This window comes from Nitrosospira sp. Nsp14 (assembly GCF_900113575.1).
In the GTDB taxonomy this organism is placed as follows: Bacteria; Pseudomonadota; Gammaproteobacteria; order Burkholderiales; family Nitrosomonadaceae; genus Nitrosospira.
Map to the genome: position 1 here is coordinate 153,479 of NZ_FOPV01000003.1, position 15,107 is coordinate 168,585.

Genomic DNA, 15,107 nt, shown 5'->3' on the forward strand with positions numbered 1-15,107 from the left:
CGGCGGGTTTTTTACTTAAATCTTTTGTTTAGCTATGCATAGCACCGCAGTCTACGGGAGAAATTTTGCAGCACTTCAATGCCGCTTTCCTCCGCACGGTGGCACCAATCCTCTAACTGCTTCACCAGTTCATCCTTGGACATGGTCGAGCGTTGCCATACTGCAGCGAGTTCCTCACGCATCTTGTAAACCTTATCCAGCGTCGTAGTCTTGCTCAGCACCAGATTCAGCTTTATGCGCTCGTCTTCCTGCAAAGTTCTGGAATCTGCAAGCACCCATCGTTTAAGGGTGGAGCGGTCAACGCCTAGAGACGCGTCTTTTAGATGGTCAATTTCCTTCGCGAGGGTATGTTTCAGAGACTGCGCATACTTTGCCAGGACTTCGTAGCGATGGGAAATGACCGCCTGCAGCGTATCCAGGTCGCATTTCGTTTTTGCTGCATCCAGCCGTAGTTTTGGCGCGACCTTCTTGACCTGAGCCAGTCCCAGCGACTTAAGTATGCATATGTACATCCAGCCGATGTCAAACTCATACCATTTATTGGACAAACGGGCGGACGTGGCATACGCATGATGATTGTTGTGCAATTCCTCCCCACCGATAAGAATCCCCCAGGGAACAACATTACGGCTGGCGTCTTCCGCCTGAAAATTGCGATAACCCCAGAAGTGACCTACGCCGTTGATGATACCGGCTGCAAAAATCGGAGCCCATGCCATCTGTATGGCCCAGATTGTCAACCCCATGGGGCCGAACAGAATGATATTGATGATCAGCATCAGCGCGACGCCTTTACGGCTGTGCTTGTCGTAGAGATTCCTCTCCAGCCAGTCGTCCGGGGTTCCATGACCATATCTTTCCAGCGTTTCCCTGTTCTTCGCTTCCGCCCGGTAAAGTTCCGACCCTTCTCTCAGAACCTTCCGAATACCAACAATCTGGGGGCTGTGGGGATCATCCACCGTTTCGCACTTGGCATGGTGCTTGCGGTGTATTGCTGTCCACTCCTTGGTCACCATGCCCGTGGTAAGCCACAGCCAGAAACGGAAAAAATGGCTGGGCAAGGGATGCAGTTCCAGCGAACGGTGTGCCTGATGGCGATGTAAATATATCGTGATGCTGGCGATTGTTACATGGGTAAGACCCAGAATAACCAGAACATAGCCCCACCAAGGCAAGTCCACAAGACCTAAAGTCATGAAATTACAACCTTTTTTTGAGTAAGTTGCGGAAGAAAAACCAAACGGAAATGTAATGAAAAATGAGCGATTAGTCAAGAAATACTATCATCTACGACATTCATCATGACGCTGGAACGGATCCTAGAAACCCAGCAGATGGACAGGGCGGTCATTAGGAAGAAGTAGCTCTGGACTTAGGTAAAGACTGGGCTTACGCGTGTTGGTTCAATAATCTCTTGAAGTCGATATGCGGCGATTCGACAGTAACCGCTTTCAGCGTTCTTCGCATCTGGCCGAGCGCAGCGGTATGTCGATTCCCGGACATCGCGGCACTGCAGTCCGCTGGAACAAGAATATCAAAGCCGCGCAAATATGCGTCATTTGCGGTGAATAAAACGCATGAATCAGTGGTGAGTCCACAAAGAATCAACTGTCGCGCCCCCAGATCCCGCAGCAAAAGGTCCAGCGGTGTTTGAAAAAACCCCGAGTGTCTGGGCTTGAGAACAAAATAATCGTCCCGTTGCGGTAAAAATTGCTTGACCAAGGGCGCGCCGCGTATGCCATCTCTCATACAACTCGACACGAGATGCTTGAAGTCGGACTGCCACTGGCCAAAATTGTCATTCACATATAAACAGGGCACGCCATTGCTTTTCGCCTCGAGCTTCAGCCGCGCAATATTCCCAGCCACAGGCACGGCGGTGGCAGCGAGCTTGTCTCCATCCTGAAATTCGAGATCATTAATGACATCGATCAGCAGGAGTGCGAGATCGCATTTATGGAGCACGCATTCATCGTTCATCGCTGGATCAGCTTCCTCATCATTTTACGCACGCTCAAACACAGCCATCGTGGGTCATACCGGCTTGGCCACCATGAGGTAAAACACGACCACCAGCGCAAAAAACGCAGGAATGCCGAGCGCAATCCAGAGGCGGAAGTAGCGCCAATACAAATCTGGTAAATGGCTTTTGCGGTCGCTTGCCTCAGCCGCCAGCCGCTGCATTCTTATTTGCAACCACACCACCGGTATCCAGCAGGCCCCGGCTATAACGTATAAGCCTATCGACCAGGATATCCAGCGGGCTGTTAATGGGATATCCGCGAGGAAGACGAGGTAAAACCCGGTAAGGGGCTGAATAACAATTGTGGTTGCGGTGAACAGCCAGTCCGCTGTCACTACGTTTTTCCCCACGGCAGCCACGATCGGGGGGTTCCTCGTCCGACTCGCGCAAATCATATAATAGGCCGTGCCGATACCCGTGCCAAAGAGTAAGGTTGAAGAGAGAATATGAAGCCATTTCGCCATAATGTATTCCATTACTGCTTTTCCAACTCGTACAGCACCAGTATTGCCGCCAGGATAGGCAGGTTTTTTATCAACGGCCCAAACGGATGCAACCAGAATTCGGGCAGATAAAAAGTAATGGTGACGGTATAGACAGCGATCAGTGTCGTCTGCGCTATCCATAGAAACTTTCGGCGCTGCAAAAATAGAGTTCCAAGGCCAAATGCAATATCCAGGGCGGCGGCGCCATAAAGTGCCACGGGCGCGAGGCCGCCAGTAATTCCCACTCGTGCGAGCAACTCATAGCTCTCTTCCACCGGGTACACTCCCATCGATACGACACCTGCCACCAGCCAGACGGCGGCGAGCGATATCCGCAGGACGAGCTGCAGCCAAGCCATCATCCCTGACACGCGCAATTCCTCCGCGCTCCAGCGGGATGTGAATTCACTCACCCGCCTGGGGTCGCGCCCGAGAAGTTCGCTCGTCGCGCCCGGATCAGCCGTGTTACCCCGCTGAAGCATCCGCCATGTGTCGAGATCGAGCATTCCTTTTCCAGACCATTGACTCATTTGCGCAGAAAAATCGATCAAGCGCGCAGGAATGTGCAAAAACTTTCCCGGACCCAACCCCATGGAATGCCGCAATTCATCCAGATATCGCTGCAATGTAAGAGGTTCGGGACCAACAAGCGGGACACGCTGACCTTGATAGCGATCGGTTTCCACCAGCCTCACCACCGCTTGGGTCAGGTCGTCGATGTGTATGGGCTGTATGGCCTGGTCGCCGGTGCCCGGCAACGGAATCAGAGGCAAGCTTGCTATCATATTGAACAGCCGGGCGCTCGTCCCGCCTGGTCCGTATACAAGCGACGGCTGCACGATCACCGCGTTGTTTGATGAAGCCAGCAGGGCGTCATCCGCAGCTTTTTTGCTGAGATGATACTGGCTGCTCGCCTGCTCATCGGCACCCAAGGCGGATATCTGCACAATCCTTACTCCGGCGGCGGCCGCGAAAAGGGCGCGCGGCGCGCGGTCATGAAGGGCTTCGAAGGTCTGGGACCCGTGTTCCCGCAAAATTCCCACTGCGTTGACAATGACATCTATACCCCCCAACCGTCTTTGCCAGACGACGGGATCGAAATCGCGCGTGTAATCAGCTGGAACACAGCGGAACTGGCGCCATCGCCCGGTGGACGGACATTTTCTTACCGCGCACCTGACTTCGTGCCCAGCCTCAGCCAGCGCCTCAGCAATGTGGCTGCCGATGAAACCGCTCGCGCCTGTAATCAACACCGTTGCCATTTTTGGATATTTTGAGCTTCACCCTTTGCCCTACAATACGAGCAGGTAATGCCGCGCGCGTATCATAAGAGACAAAAAATAAGCTATATTTTTAACCATGAACGGTCCCCTAACGCGCTGGAAACATGCCTTTGGAAACGCGCTCGTTTCCGGTACGGTGGCGAGCATCACGTCAACAGTCGCGCTTTCGATGCTGGGCAAAGCCGAATTGGACAGATCGGCAGCGCCCCTCAACGGCCCGAGTCAATGGATATGGGGGCGGCACGCCCCGTATCAGAACCAGTTCAGCCTTCGCTATACGATCGTCGGCTATTTGATACACCATTCGGCCTCTGTTTTTTGGGCAACCTGGTATGAGAAATTACGCCAACGCCTGCCGCCTGCCCGGAACGCTATGGCGGTGCTGGCACCCGCCGCCGTAATAACGACGGCCGCTTACACCGTCGACTTTCACTTCACTCCACAGCGACTCACGCCTGGATTCGAGCGCCGCCTCTCGAAGCGATCGCTGCTTACTGTTTACGCGGCGTTCGCTCTCGGCTTGGCGGCGACAGCGTTACTAGACCATTATTCAAGATCCCGTGAACCCGCCTAGTCAAAAAAGCAATATCACTACAGTATTCACGCTGCCGATAAACCGGCAATAGCGCTGCGACCCTCTTGGGCAATCGTGCCCAAAACACCGGTCTGGCCCAGGACCGCCCCATGCCCGGGGAGGCCTTCACTTTACTGAAACGTAAAGCCGGGGAATGTGCGTTATCGCACTGAAAGAAAGACTGTAGCCCGGCTATTATGATCTTTGCGTACTGGCTCTTTGCGTACTGGCGAATGCAGGCCCGCTCCAGATTAACTATCGGCAAACACCGATATAGCGCGTCGGCGCTGCTGCCCGGATAGTGCATCCAGTCGTATTTCGCCTCAGCACAACACCGCTTGACGGTCGACGCCGCCAAGCTCGCCGGGGGTTCATTCCGCCAGATTGTCCATTCTAAGACCAACCAAGACCAACCTCACTCGCCGAGCATGATCGACTGGTCCAATCTTTTTGGCTTTTCAGTTAATCCAGCCGAGATGGTGATAAGGGGAACAGTCATCTACTGGTTCATATTCCTGCTGTTCCGATTTGTCCTTCGGCGCGACATCGGTGCGATCGGCATTGCCGATGTGATGCTGGTTGTCCTGATTGCAGATGCCGCAAGCAATGGGATGTCTGGAGGCTACGATTCAATTACTGATGGCTGCGTTCTTGTCGCCACCATTGCTGGATGGAATTACCTGCTGGACTGGATGAGTTTTCACTTCCCCGCAATCCGTCGACTGGTCGAACCGCCGCCGCTGGCTCTCATACGCGACGGCAAACTGCAACGCAAAGCCATGCGGCAGGAGTTAATAAGTTCTTCTGAATTGGAAACGAAACTGCGCGAACATGGCATTGAAAAACTTGACGATATAAAAGTGGCTTATCTGGAAGACGATGGCGAAATCAGCGTATTGCGCCGCGACGGCCAAGAGCCGGAACAACCCTCCCGCAGATCACCGGGTAAAAGCCCGGTATAGCGAACTTCTGACACGTTGGACCCTACCAGTATCTTCGTCCTTCCGATGCGCTACCCGGCCTCACCTCATTACCGGCCGTTCTTTCCTTACCATTCAGGCGACGCAAGGAAGCAATGGATCCCATTGAGCACGAGCAAGCGTTAGGGTTCGCTCAATATCTGGCCGATGTTGGAGGCCGGATCGCACGCCGGTATTTTCGCGGCCCTCTGGAAATTTCCTGCAAGCCCGACCAGAGCCCGGTCACAGTGGCGGATTTTGAAATCGAGTGTACGCTTCGTCAGCTTATTCGCGAACGATACCCTCATCATGGCATTATTGGGGAGGAATACGGCAGCATGCGTGCCGGCGACTACAACTGGGTGATAGACCCTATAGATGGCACCGGGAGTTTCGCCATGGCAAATCCCCTCTTCGGCATTCTTATTGGTTTGGTCTTTCAGAATGAGCCCATTATCGGGCTGATCGATCTTCCCGCATTGAAAGAACGATGGATCGGAGATAGAAAATTTGCGAAATTCATTGATCGTGACCAAGTTCGCGTGGTCAAAGCAAGTCACTGTCATCTCATCGAAGAGGCGCGGCTTTATTTGAGCACGCCTCATCCGGCTCCTCATGCTGAAGCGAATCTGATAGATACCCTATGCCAGCGCGCGGCCGTGGCATACCGAGGGTGCGATTGTTATGCGTATGGTTTGCTCGCCTCCGGGCACTGCGATCTGGTGGTGGAATCCGGCCTCGAACCCTGCGATTACCTCCCCTTGATTCCGGTAGTTACAGGGGCCGGTGGGTGGATAACGGACTGGAATGGCCGCGCGCTCGGCTTGGCTTCAGGTGACCGGGTACTTGCGGCGGCAACCAAACCCTTACTTGATGCGGCGATCGATGCGCTGGCCACATCATGACGAAAAAATTGCGTCTCCTGCTCGATTCACGTCCGTTGTTCAAATGACATCGTATCGATAGCGTTGCGGAGTCGACCAGGATGCTTTCGTACTTTTACTGGCAGGGTTTAATACGTGCGATGCCGCACTGAACGCGTGGCTAGGTGAACGTAACATTTTTCATTGTCGCCAAACCCGGACGAGGAAAGCACTCATGAAATCCCTTCGAATATTTTCCGCGTTCCCGGCTCGCTCGGTGAAATGCGCGTCGGTATTTCTTTTTGCAAGCATTGCTGGCGCGATTCAAGCGCAAGTCCCACCCTCAACTACCAACCCGCCTGGGCAGAGTCAGGGCAGCGCCATTATCGGGCAGCCTCCGGGACCGGAGGGAATGGGCGGTCCCTTCATCGGGCAGCCGACGCCGGGCGGTCACACAGGCTCTACTCTGCCCGCGCCGCCTACCAGCGGATCAAGGATTACACAACCGCGACCTCTACCCCCACCTTCACCTTCACCTTCACCTGGGCAGGGTCGTGCCGGCTCTACGGTTATTAGCGATCCTGCAAAGGACAAACTGGACCGGGCGAACAGAGAAGCGGCGGACATCGATCGTGACGGCAGACTGAGCCCGGAAGAGGCTGCCAGAATCCCGCCGGGAACGCCGCTTCCAAGATAGGAAAACAGGAAACCGATTAGCCGATTACTCAGCGGATTTTTCGCCCATAACAGCTGCACAGCTGCGGTCCACTACCGGACCGTCATTCCAAGTTACGTCCACTAGTGAGACGTCATATCGCCTCCTAAATTGCACCATGTCTTCAACGCGCATCAGTTTGGATCGTTGAAGGATTAGGACCGGCGCAAATGTACGTTAACGCACAGTGCGCCTACCCGAAAACCTCGATTATTGCGGGATTACTCTCCCGATCAATTGCAGTCTACGGCTGCGCAGCTTTTTCACGGCACACCGATGAAGGCGACGTACAACGAAATTTTCTCATCCTACTGGCAGGCGGGTTACGAAGGCGCGGATCACGTCAATGGTACCGGATTGCCGCTATCGATGAACGATATTACCCGCCATGCGACCCTCGCTTATGACGATTATTTGTTATTAAATGACTTCGACATCAGAACGGTGCGCGAAAGCGTGGGATGGCGGCTCGTGGAAAAGGACGGGCATTTCGATTTCTCATCCATTGAGGCGCGCGTGCGCGCGGCCGAGGAGCTTGGGTTACAGGTTATCTGGACACTATGTCATTACGGCTGGCCAGATGATGTCGATGTGTACTCCCCTGCATTTATTGACCGGTTTGCCAACTATTGTCATCACGTGGTCAAGTACCTCGAATCGCGCTCCAATCAGCATGCCGTAAATATCTATTCGCCCATAAACGAGATCTCGTTTGCCAGCTGGGCCAGCGCACGAATTGGATTTATGCGCCTAGATCTGCATGGCGACGATGGCACGGAAATGAAACGCCAGCTCGTGCGCGCCACATTGAAGAGCTGTGAAGTGATCTGGGAAATTAACCCCTCAGCGCGCATCCTGCATTGCGATCCGCTGATACATGTTATCGCTCCAGATGACCAGCCCGATCTCGGCGATTACGCCGCGATGCAACGGGAATCTCAATTCGAGGCGTGGGATATGCTTTGTGGCCAGCGAGAGCCAGAGCTGGGCGGAGCGCCGCAATTCCTGGATCTCGTGGGTGTGAATTACTATCACAGCAACCAGTGGCAGACCGACGGCAACGTCATTCATAACCTTTGGTGGCATCTCGATCATCCCTACCGGGTGCCGCTGTATAGCCTGCTGATGGAAGTGCAAGACCGCTATCGCCGCCCGATACTGCTGGCTGAAACCAGCCATGTCGGGAGTGGCCGCGGCGCATGGATCAAGGAAGTGGCACGCGAAGCAGTAATGGCTCAACAACGGGGGGTCGAGCTGCACGGTATTTGCCTGTATCCGATAGTGGACCGGCCTGATTGGGACGATCCTTACCGATGGCATAAAAGCGGCTTGTGGGAAGTGAACATTCATGGTGAAGAAGAAAAATGTTACCAACGTGTTCTGTCACAACCCTACGCCGCGGGTCTGCGCGAGGCCCAACGTCTGATAAAAAGCTTTTCTACTCATTATCCTAAAACTCTAGCCACACCCACTATTCAAGGAGCCGCAATGACCACCATTATCGTTTTTTCTCACCTCCGTTGGGACTTCGTGTATCAGCGGCCACAACACCTGCTGTGCCGGATGGCTGAAAACTACAAGATTCTGTTCATTGAGGAACCGATCTTCCACGAGCATGACAGCTTCCTCGAAACTTCCACCCCGGCGCCGCACATCACGGTTCTAAAACCCCATACGCCGGTCGCCGCCCCTGGTTTTCATGATGAGCAATTGCCTCATCTGATAAAACTGATGCGGCAGTTCGTGGCAAACGATGAGCCGCATATGGCGTGGTTTTATACGCCAATGGCCTTGCCGCTGCTGCAGGAACTGGACCCCACGCTGGTAGTGTACGATTGCATGGACGAGCTGGGGTCTTTCAAGAACCCGCCGAAGCAGATGCTCCAGCGCGAGAATGCGCTGTTCAAGGTAGCCGATCTGGTGTTCACCGGCGGCCCGAGCCTGTATCGTACAAAACGGGAGCGCCATCCAAACGTGCATTGCTTTCCCAGCAGCGTTGACCTCGTGCACTTCGAACAGGCCCTCGATCGCAACAATATCCACCCGGCGCACGAAAATATCCCCGGCCCAAGGCTCGGCTACTATGGAGTGATTGATGAGCGAGTAGATCTCGAGCTTATCGACGGTTTGGCTGAGGCACACCCCCGATGGCAGATTGTTCTGGTGGGGCCAGTGGTGAAAATCGATCCGGCCGCATTGCCCAGGCGCCATAACATCCATTATCTGGGGCAGCAGCCCTATAAAGCGCTCCCACAGTTCCTCGCCGGCTGGAACGTGTGCCTGCTGCCGTTCGCGCTGAACGAAGCGACCCGCTTTATCAGTCCCACCAAAACCCTCGAGTATATGGCGGCCGAACTGCCAATCGTAAGTACGCCGATCGTTGACGTGCTGGAGCTCTATGGCGAAGTCGTTGCCATCGCAGACTCCCCGCAAGCTTTTATCAAAGCCTGCGAAAATGCGCTGCTGACCACGCCGGAGGAGCACACGCGCAACGTTCTCAGGATGAGAGAACTGGTATCGGAAACCTCATGGAACACCACCGCGGAAAAAATGCACGAACTGATACACCACACTCACGCGCAAAAGGAAAAATCGCTAAGCGAAGCACGGGCGGAGCGCAAGCCACAAACGCTTCCCCAACGCGAAATTCAACCGGAGCGCGCAGAACACCGGAAATACGTGATCATCGGAGGGGGACCTACTGGTTTGAGCGCGGCTTATCATCTCGATGAGAACACCGTCTTGCTGGATAAGAACACGGCCGTCGGAGGCTGGTGCCGCTCGATCGAAGATAAAGGTTTCACCTTCGATCATGCCGGCCACATCATGTTTTCAAATGATCCGTATGTGCTGCAGCTCTATAAAATCCTTCTGGGCGATAATGTGCATTGGCAAAACCGGGAAGCCTGGGTGTACAGCAAAGGCGTCCACACTCGCTATCCATTCCAGGGCGCATTGCACGGCCTGCCCCCGGACGTCATCAAGGAATGCATTATTGGCGCAATGGAGTCACGCTATGGCGCGCTGAAAAATCAGAATCCGAAAAATGCGGCTGCCTGCGAAGGCGTTGACGGCGCGGCGGCCGTGCTTTCAGACTGCTGCGCTGATGGAACAGTGCCGGAGTCCGGCACAACCGTTCTGCGCCAGGAGATGACGAGCGCAAAAGGCCGGCCGGAAAACTTCGAGGAGTTCATTTACAGAATGTGGGGCGCAGGTATCGCGAAACACTTTGCCATACCCTACAACAGAAAGCTCTGGACTGTTCCGCTGACTGAGATGGAGACCTCCTGGCTCGGGGGACGGGTGCCTTTACCTGATCTCGAAGAAATCATTGAGGGGGCCCTAAGCCCTGTCGCAAAGCCGATGGGCCCGAATGCGCGGTTCGGATACCCCTTGCGCGGCGGTTTTCAAGCGATGATGTCCGGCTTTCTCCCGCATATTAAGGGAAAGATCGAACTCAACGCGGACGTGGTGAGCATCTCGCCGGAGAAGCATTTGCTGATGCTGGCTGACGGTCGCCAGTACAAATACGAAAATCTAATCAGCACAATGCCCCTGCCCGAATTGATCCGACGCATGGGTAACGAAGCGCCGGAGCCAATCAGAAAAGCGGCGGCGGCGCTTCGTCATGTATCCGTGCGTTGTGTCAATCTCGGCATCGGTCGCGAGAATATTTCGGAAAAGCACTGGATTTATTACCCGGAAGACACGATATTCCACCGCATCTTCCTTCAGGGCAACGCAAGTCCACAGTGCAATCCGCCTGGTGGGTTTGGTCTCACCTGCGAAATATCCTACTCGCCCGCCAAACCTCTCCCCTGCGATGGGCAGGAACTGATCGACCGTTGCGTGGAGGATTGCATCAAGGTAGGCATGATGACGCCCGAGGACAAACTGATCACCGCCAACTTGGTTGATATGCCGTACGCCTACGTGGTGTACGATCACGTCCGCAAGCAGAACGTCGAAACCGTCAAAAAGTGGCTTTCAAAGCGGGATATCGTCCTGTCGGGTCGTTACAGCGAGTGGGAGTATTACAATTCCGACCACGCATTTTTAGCCGGCAAAAAAGCGGCGGAGATGGTCAAGCAGGTGAAGTTCCGCGAAAAAATGTATGTCAGCTAATCAGAAAAAGCAGTGCGCGTCTTTGACACGATCATAGACGCGCATATCCATTGTTCCGGCGATGAAAAGACAGACGATGTACTACGGGCACTAGATGAGACCGGGTAGATAAGACGGTCTTGCTTGCGCCTTTTTTTAACGGCAACCACTTCATGTATGACGGTGACTCGACGCGAACAGAGAGGGGAAAAGCCGCTCGAAAATGGGCCGGGGAGAAGTTCGAGCTCAGCGAACGTGTCAGTCAGACCAGCGAACTGCTAAGCTCCCTGGCTAAGATGCGGACTAAGACGCGATATCACGGCGAACTGAGTATTGAAACGTGTGACGGCGACGTAAAAAAAGGCCCTCGAACTGTCTTCCATGGGAAATCAAAGTCCTCCCTACGACAGGAGGGCGGGCGTCGCAGGATGGAATGGGTCAACGGAGACGAAATAAGCCATCCTCTCCAGAAGCATGACAGGCAGACCAAGCCCATCCTCGCCGATAAGATCAGCGCTAGCTTGCTTGTGCATTTGGCCTCCCCGAGCTCGAAATCAGGTTATCGTGAATGCCAGGCTTGGGGGACGAAGGCTTATTGAGTGGCTTCTTAGCATTCTTTCAGGTCAGGCGACGCGCAGCCCCTCTGCTTCCTCCGTCAACGGTTGCTTCCTCCGCGAACCGTGCGCCTGGGAATAAACCCGGGTAAATTCGGCCCCTAGCAAAAAGATCTGAGCGGAGTAATAAACCCACACCAGCACCACCACCAGCGAGCCCGCGGCGCCAAATCCCGAGCTGATGGCGCTCTTCCCTATATAAAGACCGATAAGGAATTTGCCTATGGCGAACAGGAGCGCGGTAACGGCCGCTCCTGCCCAGACATCCCGCCAGAGGATCCTCACGCGGGGCATGAACTTGTACAGGATTGCAAAAACCGTTGTTGCCAGCGCAAAGCTGAAAGCGAAGTTGATCGCACCGGCAATAATCTCAAGATCCGAGAATAACGGGCCCCACCATTTGCCCAGCGCCGCCATTGCCGCGCTGAACACGAGGGAAACCATCATCAAAAAACCAATTCCGAGTATCATTCCGAAGGACAGCAGTCGCGACCGGACGACTGCCCAGACGCCGCCATTCTTATCCCGCTCTGGAACGCGCCAGATGCGGTCAAAAGCATCCTGGAGTTCGCTCAGTACCGTGGTCGCTCCGATCAGCAGCAATACCGTCCCAACAATCGTTCCAGCCTTCCCCTCTTCGGGCGCGCTAACGCTTTCGAGAAGGCTCTGCACCGCACGGGCACCTTCATCCCCCATCAAGCCCCTCAGTTGCCCAAAAATTTCTCCACGTACGGCTTCTTCGCCAAAGACGAGTCCAGCGGTCGAAATGACGATCAGCAGCAACGGTGCGATGGAAAACATGGTGTAATAGGCGAGAGCCGCCCCCATGCTGGGCGCATAATCATCCAGCCATGAGGAAAAAGTCGCCTTGATCAAATTCCAGACTTGCGCCATTTCACCAGCCGTTTTCTTCCTATTAATGACGAGGACCGGATGGGATACCAGATGGCTAATGAGAAATTTGTCCTACTTTGTCCAACTATGAACGTCGCACGTGAACGAAGACATCGATCAACGGCAAGCAGCCTGGTGATTAATGCCGGCCCAACGAGTCAGGACTGACCCTTCATGGGGTTTTGCTTTTATCCTGGTCAAGCCCGGCTCCAGGCTTCGCGTCCCCCTTCGCCCGTTGCTTATCGGCACTTGTATCCATTTTTTTCCCGGCGTCACTTTTATGAGGCTCACCTTCTTTAATAACTCCATATGGCTGACCCGTAGGAGTTTCACCGCGCTTATACTGTTCGCCGCCAGATTGACCAGATTTGGTCTCGCCCATAGGTGTGCTTTGGGCATAAACCAGGGGTGCAGAGAGGACCATTATCAACCCCGCGATGCTGATGGTCAGTCCGACACCCAAGGGTTGCTCCCCTATCTTTCTGGATATCGATGAAGTATTCATGGTGGCTCCTTAATCTGCTCCAGCAATATTGCTGTGCAGAAAACTATATACCACTGCGTCCAGTTTTTCGGTGCGCTAGCGCACCGGAATGGGCTAAGAGCAGCCCATCGACCTGCCCGGCTAGACCGTGCAGCGCCGCATATCGGCAACGAAAACTGAGTACGTCTTCAACCGCTTGCCATGATCCAAGAAGACTAGGGCGGCTCCTCCGCGACACGCTCGCAGGTAAAGGTCCATACCAGGCGGGATGAGGTGACCTCGCCAAGATGGTTCACGTTTGAGATTGATTTTTCCGAGATCAGTTTGTAAGGGGCCCTACACAGGTTTTTGGCGTCGCTATCCAGCCACTCCGAAGTGTACGCTTTAGCACCCACGCTTCCGTCATACATGGTCGAAATGGAGTACGTTCCCTGTCCATCCTCTGCCTGATCCGTTTTGGCTCCCGAAAAGGGACTGCATCCCGCCAGAAACATCATTGCAAACAGGAAATGCGTCCTGCTTCTCGTGCAAGACGGATTTGCTTCAGGTGATCTGAGAACGCGGCAGGAAAGGTCGCGCAGCTGATGGATTCGAGCAAACATCTCGATCTCTAAGGGGTCTCAACTTTTAACAGTAATGTTATAGGGGCCCGTGCCGGCTGGGCTGTAATGCCTGACCTGAATGAAATATGCTCCCGGTGCAAGACTCGCCACGATCCTGGAGTTGGTGCCCGGACCGCTATCATCGTCCTGGGCGATGAGGGTATTCGGATTGACGGGACCGTACAATGTAATGAAGCAGTCAGTGCTGCCAGCAGTTTCGATGGTATAGCTGCCGGAATTCGCGGCGGTGAATGTGTACATATCTCGCTCGTTTCCTGCAGAAATCGCCCCGGCTACGGCTGGACCATTCACCGCGATAGTGGGGACAGCAGGCTGCCCTGCCGAGGCGCTGACGGAAATACTGTAATTTCCAGTGGACGAACTGCTGTAGTGCCGCAACCGCACATAATAGGTGCCTGCCGACAAATCTCTAGCAATGCGCGAATTCTGACCGGTTCCACTGTCGTCATCTTCGGTAATGAACACTTCCGAATCGTCGGGCCCGTACAGGCCCATCACCACGTCCGTCGTGCCTTGTGTTTCGATGACATGGTTGCCGGCGGCTGATACCTCAAAAGTGAATATGTCAACCTCCCCTGCCCGACCGATCGAGGCGGAGACAGGGGGCGCACCGATGGTCAGCGCAACGCTCTCCGGTGTAGTCGTCGGTTCGTTGTCATACGAGTAGTCAAGCGCATGATGGTTAAGTACGCTTCTCGGCGTGGGGGGCGTCGGTTCGCCGTCCCATGGCGGCATCGGGTCATCCAGCCCGTGTCCTGCAACCACCCCAGGCGTGCCGCTGGGTGGCAAATACATGCGGCCGGGATTCTCCGTTTGCCACTCGGCCCAAAGCCGATCGATGTTGCAATGGTGCAGCCAGAATACAGGATCGTTGGGTGACGACATGGCCATCATTGAGCCACCAACCCACATGTGCCCCGGGTTGTGTATGACCCGTTCAAGCCGGTTGCGGAAGCTTGTGTTCACGTTGCTGCCCGCATTCCACGGAGGGGAGTCGTACGGCACGACGCTTTTAGCGGTGTCAACCGCCTGCTGCGTTGGCAACGACCCCATGGCGCCGAAAGCACGTGTAAGGAAGGCAGTCGTATCGCCCGGGTCGAGAACCGTGAGCGTCCATTCCCCGGTCAAAAAGGCAAAAGGCCCGGTGGTCACCTGCTGGCTGGCACCCGTGCCGTTGTCGCCCATGAAATTGGGACCCCAAATCGAAGCGGTGGGTGTTCTGTCGACGGTCCAGTCCCAATATGGCAGGGACACACTTGCATCGATCTCCTGAAGCGCTCGTTCGAACCGGCGCAGATACTCCCGGTGCCAAGGCAGGAAGGCAGGTCCTCCATGGGCGGGATCGTTGGGGCCAGCGAGAAAAGCCGCACGGTGCTGAGCCACGAAGGCGTCATACACGCCATTTGCCTTCAGCGCTTTTACCGCGACGACGAAGGCGGACTTTTCAGCCGGCGTCAGGCTGGACTGGTTCTTGCGGATACCCATG

Annotated in this window: 13 protein-coding genes; 5 read left to right on the forward strand and 8 right to left on the reverse strand. The window is 54.8% G+C overall.

The window, feature by feature from the left end; genetic code table 11:
• Positions 1–32: 32 nt before the first annotated feature.
• The 4 genes from BM022_RS03150 to BM022_RS03165 form a co-directional block, all read right to left on the reverse strand.
• Entirely contained in the window at positions 33–1,196 is a 1,164-nt protein-coding gene (locus BM022_RS03150) for a DesA family fatty acid desaturase (RefSeq protein ID WP_091136802.1), read from the reverse strand.
• A 193-nt stretch (positions 1,197–1,389) separates the two neighbouring features.
• A complete protein-coding gene (locus BM022_RS03155; RefSeq protein WP_091136804.1) occupies positions 1,390–1,980 on the reverse strand; it encodes a cysteine hydrolase family protein in 591 nt (196 codons plus the stop codon).
• Between the two features lie 54 nt (positions 1,981–2,034).
• Entirely contained in the window at positions 2,035–2,487 is a 453-nt protein-coding gene (locus tag BM022_RS03160; protein ID WP_256208869.1) for a DUF2269 family protein, read from the reverse strand.
• 11 nt (positions 2,488–2,498) lie between these two features.
• Complete coding sequence (locus tag BM022_RS03165) at positions 2,499–3,770, reverse strand: SDR family oxidoreductase (protein ID WP_091136807.1); 1,272 nt, start codon at positions 3,768–3,770, stop codon at positions 2,499–2,501.
• Between the two features lie 97 nt (positions 3,771–3,867).
• Here BM022_RS03165 and BM022_RS03170 point away from each other — a divergent pair, with 97 nt between their 5' ends.
• The 5 genes from BM022_RS03170 to BM022_RS03185 all read left to right on the forward strand — a co-directional run bounded on the left by BM022_RS03170 (position 3,868) and on the right by BM022_RS03185 (position 11,027).
• Complete coding sequence (locus BM022_RS03170; protein WP_091136809.1) at positions 3,868–4,365, forward strand: hypothetical protein; 498 nt, start codon at positions 3,868–3,870, stop codon at positions 4,363–4,365.
• Positions 4,366–4,703: 338 nt separating this feature from the next.
• On the forward strand, positions 4,704–5,327 hold the full coding sequence (locus tag BM022_RS03175; protein ID WP_256208871.1) for a DUF421 domain-containing protein: 624 nt from the start codon (positions 4,704–4,706) through the stop codon (positions 5,325–5,327).
• A gap of 113 nt (positions 5,328–5,440) precedes the next feature.
• Positions 5,441–6,229: an inositol monophosphatase family protein gene (locus BM022_RS03180; protein ID WP_091136812.1), complete on the forward strand. Its 789-nt coding sequence runs from the start codon at positions 5,441–5,443 to the stop codon at positions 6,227–6,229.
• Positions 6,230–6,391: 162 nt separating this feature from the next.
• Entirely contained in the window at positions 6,392–6,763 is a 372-nt protein-coding gene (locus BM022_RS15025) for a hypothetical protein (RefSeq protein WP_143079508.1), read from the forward strand.
• Positions 6,764–7,178: 415 nt separating this feature from the next.
• Positions 7,179–11,027 (forward strand): NAD(P)-binding protein, encoded by a 3,849-nt coding sequence (locus BM022_RS03185; RefSeq protein ID WP_091136813.1) that lies wholly within the window; start codon positions 7,179–7,181, stop codon positions 11,025–11,027.
• Positions 11,028–11,407: 380 nt separating this feature from the next.
• Here the strand turns inward: BM022_RS03185 and BM022_RS15875 are convergent, their stop codons facing one another.
• From BM022_RS15875 to BM022_RS03210, 4 genes are all read right to left on the reverse strand, one after another.
• On the reverse strand, positions 11,408–11,539 hold the full coding sequence (locus tag BM022_RS15875) for a hypothetical protein (RefSeq protein ID WP_256208873.1): 132 nt from the start codon (positions 11,537–11,539) through the stop codon (positions 11,408–11,410).
• Positions 11,540–11,629: 90 nt separating this feature from the next.
• The gene (locus BM022_RS03195) at positions 11,630–12,514 is read right to left on the reverse strand and encodes a YihY/virulence factor BrkB family protein (protein WP_091136817.1); all 885 of its coding nucleotides are present in this window, start codon (positions 12,512–12,514) and stop codon (positions 11,630–11,632) included.
• A 172-nt stretch (positions 12,515–12,686) separates the two neighbouring features.
• Positions 12,687–13,019 (reverse strand): hypothetical protein, encoded by a 333-nt coding sequence (locus BM022_RS03200; protein WP_091136818.1) that lies wholly within the window; start codon positions 13,017–13,019, stop codon positions 12,687–12,689.
• A 599-nt stretch (positions 13,020–13,618) separates the two neighbouring features.
• Positions 13,619–15,106, reverse strand: a complete 1,488-nt coding sequence (locus tag BM022_RS03210) for a tyrosinase family protein (protein WP_091136822.1) — start codon at positions 15,104–15,106, stop codon at positions 13,619–13,621.
• Position 15,107 lies beyond the last annotated feature (1 nt).

Excerpts from the sequence above, each read along its gene's own strand:
- BM022_RS03150 (WP_091136802.1), bottom strand. The coding sequence starts at position 1,196 with ATGACTTTAGGTCTTGTGGACTTGCCTTGGTGGGGCTATGTTCTGGTT.
- BM022_RS03155 (WP_091136804.1), bottom strand. The coding sequence starts at position 1,980 with ATGAACGATGAATGCGTGCTCCATAAATGCGATCTCGCACTCCTGCTG.
- BM022_RS03160 (WP_256208869.1), bottom strand. The coding sequence starts at position 2,487 with ATGGCGAAATGGCTTCATATTCTCTCTTCAACCTTACTCTTTGGCACG.
- BM022_RS03165 (WP_091136807.1), bottom strand. The coding sequence starts at position 3,770 with ATGGCAACGGTGTTGATTACAGGCGCGAGCGGTTTCATCGGCAGCCAC.
- BM022_RS03170 (WP_091136809.1), top strand. The coding sequence starts at position 3,868 with ATGAACGGTCCCCTAACGCGCTGGAAACATGCCTTTGGAAACGCGCTC.
- BM022_RS03180 (WP_091136812.1), top strand. The coding sequence starts at position 5,441 with ATGGATCCCATTGAGCACGAGCAAGCGTTAGGGTTCGCTCAATATCTG.
- BM022_RS03185 (WP_091136813.1), top strand. The coding sequence starts at position 7,179 with ATGAAGGCGACGTACAACGAAATTTTCTCATCCTACTGGCAGGCGGGT.
- BM022_RS15875 (WP_256208873.1), bottom strand. The coding sequence starts at position 11,539 with ATGCACAAGCAAGCTAGCGCTGATCTTATCGGCGAGGATGGGCTTGGT.
- BM022_RS03195 (WP_091136817.1), bottom strand. The coding sequence starts at position 12,514 with ATGGCGCAAGTCTGGAATTTGATCAAGGCGACTTTTTCCTCATGGCTG.
- BM022_RS03200 (WP_091136818.1), bottom strand. The coding sequence starts at position 13,019 with ATGAATACTTCATCGATATCCAGAAAGATAGGGGAGCAACCCTTGGGT.
- BM022_RS03210 (WP_091136822.1), bottom strand. The coding sequence starts at position 15,106 with ATGGGTATCCGCAAGAACCAGTCCAGCCTGACGCCGGCTGAAAAGTCC.